General features: G+C 73.8%; 4 protein-coding genes. 1 reads left to right on the plus strand and 3 read right to left on the minus strand.

Translation table 11 applies throughout. The annotated features are described in order from the left end of the window. From AB0J39_RS38865 to AB0J39_RS38875, 3 genes are all read right to left on the minus strand, one after another. Positions 1–319, minus strand: a 319-nt coding sequence (locus AB0J39_RS38865; protein WP_363474130.1) for a DUF2332 family protein, incomplete at its 3' end; no start/stop codon positions are given. A gap of 110 nt (positions 320–429) precedes the next feature. Further along, entirely contained in the window at positions 430–1449 is a 1020-nt protein-coding gene (locus AB0J39_RS38870) for a sugar phosphate isomerase/epimerase (RefSeq protein WP_363474132.1), read from the minus strand. Next, positions 1446–2444, minus strand: coding sequence for a phosphotransferase (locus AB0J39_RS38875; RefSeq protein ID WP_363474134.1), 999 nt, complete (start codon positions 2442–2444; stop codon positions 1446–1448). Before AB0J39_RS38875 ends, AB0J39_RS38870 begins: the two co-directional genes overlap by 4 nt. 462 nt (positions 2445–2906) lie before the next feature. Between AB0J39_RS38875 and AB0J39_RS38880 the strand changes: the two genes are divergently transcribed. After that, on the plus strand, positions 2907–3307 hold a 401-nt coding region (locus AB0J39_RS38880), incomplete at its 3' end, for a GTP-binding protein (RefSeq protein WP_363474136.1).

A 3307-nucleotide genomic window follows, 5' to 3' on the forward strand; every position in this document is an offset into this window, starting at 1 on the left:
GCGCGGCGAGCAGCGGGAGCACCACCGCGCACCGCCCGGCCTCGTTCGTCTGGGTGGTCCGGGTGTGCATCTCCGCTTCGACCGCCGGCCAGTTTCCCAGGGTGTAGTCGCGGAACGCGGCGGGGTCCTCGACCGGGCCGCCGAGGAACCGTACGACGCCGAACAGCAGATTGGGCTGCCGCTTCGCCGGCGGGAGCGTGCCGAGCAGAGCGAGCAGGTCGCGGTCGCGGGAGACCGCGAGCGCCAGGCGCTCGTACGCCGGGGACACGCCGCGCGCCTCCCGAGCGGCGAACCCGGCGTAGATCTCACTGGTCGTCATGTCCCAATGATCGCCTCACGCCGCCTTCCGCGCTCCGGCCGGGCGGGACGGGCGGGTCCGGCGGGCGGGTCCGGCGGGCGGGTCGGGCGGGCGGGTCGGGCGGTGGGCGGTCAGGCGAGGCCGGCGGCACGCAGGGCCTCGCCGAAGGCGGCACGGTTGGCCCGCTGGTCGGCGACGGCCCGATCGAGGGCCTCGGCGTCGGCGGCACGGAAGGCCGGGACGTCCTGCTCGACGACGATCCAGCCCTCGTAACCCGACCGCCGCAGCTCGGCCAGCACGGCGGGCAGGTCCAGGTCGCCCCGCCCGAGCGGCGGGAAACCTCCCGCCGCGACCAGATCCCACAGGTCGCCGCCCCTCGCGCGGACCCAGGCGAGGATGTCGCGCGAGGCGTCCTTGACGTGCACCTGGCGGATGCGCGGGGACCACTCGCGGATGGCCGCCACGGGGTTGCCCCCGGCCAGCCACAGGTGGCCTGTGTCCAGGCACAGCGAGACGTCGGTCAGGCCGAGCAGCCGCTCGATCTCCTCCGGGGTCTCCACGTCGGTGCCCAGGTGGTGATGGAAGACGGGTTCGAGGCCGCGATCGCGGCAGCGGGCCGCCGCCTGCCCGATGCGCGCGGCGTACGCGGGCCAGTCGCCGCCGGGCAGGGACAGCCGGGCGTCGGGGGGCATGCCGGGCCGGGCGAACCTTTCGGGCCGGTCCGGGCACGCGAGCGTGGGCCGCGGCGCGAACCGCGGGTCGGCCGTCCACGTCCTCCCCGCCGCCCGCCCGTCCCGTTCGCCTCCCGGGCCGTCGGACCCGGCGCCGTACGCGGCGTCGCGGACGGCGGCGAACACGTCGAGGGCGGCGTCGAGCGCGGCCAGGTCCTCGCGGAAGCCGTCCGGGTCGCCGTAGCGGAGGTCCACCCACCCGCCCGCGAGCCCGAGACCGTGCTCCGCGAGGCGGGCGGGCAGGCTCCGCGCCGTGCCCAGGTAGCCGATCGGCCCGGAGTCGGTGCCGTCGTACCCGGCTTCGCCCATCGTCGCGAGCATCTCGCCCGGCTCCAGCGGCGCGCCGCCGGGGCGGTAGACGCCGAAGTTGACGGGCGCGCTCGCCACCCGCACCGCCCAGGAGTCCGCCCGCGCCGTCATGATCCGCTGAGGTAGCGCTCGGCCAGCTCGCAGCTGCCCAGGGTGTAACCGGCCCCGAGTTCCCCGGCGATGCCGGCGGCCGAATGGGAGCCGATCCACGCGACCAGGAGGAGGCGGCGGAACATGATGAACGTCCAGATCTCGGCCTCGTCCTCCTTCGGCAGGTCGAGCACGGACCGGTAGCCGCGCACCCACGCCTCCGCCATGTGCGGCACCTCGGGACGGTGCTCGATGAAGCTCAGGGCGGCGCCGAGATCGTAGAGGTACCAGCCGAGGCCGCAGTCGTCGAAGTCGATGACGCCGATCCCCGCCGCGCCGTCCACGAGCAGGTTGGCCAGGCGGAGGTCGGCGTGGATGAGCCCGTACCGGTCCGGGCCCTTGCCGAACCGCTCCAGCCTGCGGCGCAGCTCGGCCTCCAGCCGGGCCAGCACGGCGTGCGCCTCCTTGTCCACGCCCAGGCCGTCCTGCCACCTGCCCCACCGGGGCACCGGGCCGAAGGCGGCGTCCAGGTCCCAGTGGAACCGGGTGAAGGACGGAGGGCTCGCCCAGGCGCGGGCGTGGCGGTGCATGCGGGCGGTCAGCGCGCCCAGCCGCTCGAACTCCTCCACCAGCCGGTCCTCGGCCGGCTCGGCGCCGGGCAGGAACTCGAACATCACGCAGTGGCGGGGCTCGAAGCCGGGGTCCTCCATCGTGACGACCCGCGACCCGTCGCACGCCGGCAGCACGCGGGGGGTGACGACGCCCGCGTCGTCGCGCAGCGCCTCCAGCCAGGCGAGCTCGCTGACGATGGCCTCCGGCGAGTGGTAGCCGAGCCGGTGGACCCGCAGGATCGCCGTCGTGCCGCCGTCGTCGACCTTGAAGGTGGCGTTCTCCGACACGTTGAGCAACGTCACGGCGGCGTCCGGGGACAGGCCGTACCGCTCCGTGGCGCGGTGGGCGACCCCCACGACGCGGGTGAGGACGTCGTCGCCCTCGGACAGGTCGTGGACCTGCATGCGCTCTCCCATCGGATCCCGTGAAAGGTGTCCGTCAGATCTTCTCTCGTGATCGTGAAGATCGTTACGCGGGGGAACGGGCGGAAAACGCGTTTGCGGCCCGGGACCGTTTCCGTACACTCGGCAATGATCACGCGCGCCGCGTGCCGCGGCGCGTGCCCTGACCGAGTGAGAGGAGTTGACCGTGCGGCAGCGCATCGCGGTCGTCGTCCTCCGGTCGCGGCACGAGGTGATCCTGGTGTCCACGTCGCTTCCCGGTGCCCGCCGCGCGGCCCGCACCGGACGTTCCTGACGAACTCCACGCCCCTGGTCGAAGGGGATCGAACCGGAGGCCCGGTCATGGCTCCGGTAGCTCCCCCATGGCGTCCCTTTCAGGGGTCCCGTCCGGCCTGAATCCGGCCGGTCCGTCTCGTCAGGCCAATCGCGCCCGCCGCCGTAGGAACCTTCCCGAAGGGCATGGCCATGCGCGCCGACCTGAGACACGATCACCTCGTCCCGCCGACCGGCATCCGCAACCTGGGCATCCTCGCCCACGTCGACGCGGGCAAGACCACCGTCACCGAACGGATCCTCTACCTCACCGGCGCCGTCCACCGGCGCGGCGAGGTGCACGAGGGGACCACCGTCACCGATTTCGACCCCCTGGAGCGCGACCGCGGGATCACCATCTTCGCCGCGGCCGTGAGCTGCCGGTGGGACGGCCACCGGATCAACCTGATCGACACCCCGGGCCACGTGGACTTCTCCGACGAGGTGGAGCGGTCGCTGCGGGTGCTCGACGGCGCGGTCGCGGTGTTCGACGCCGTCGCGGGCGTGCAGCCGCAGAGCGAGTCGGTCTGGCCAGATCTCAAGACAAAAACTAT

Source organism: Microbispora sp. NPDC049633, assembly GCF_040675265.1.
Classification (GTDB): Bacteria; Actinomycetota; Actinomycetes; order Streptosporangiales; family Streptosporangiaceae; genus Microbispora; species Microbispora maris.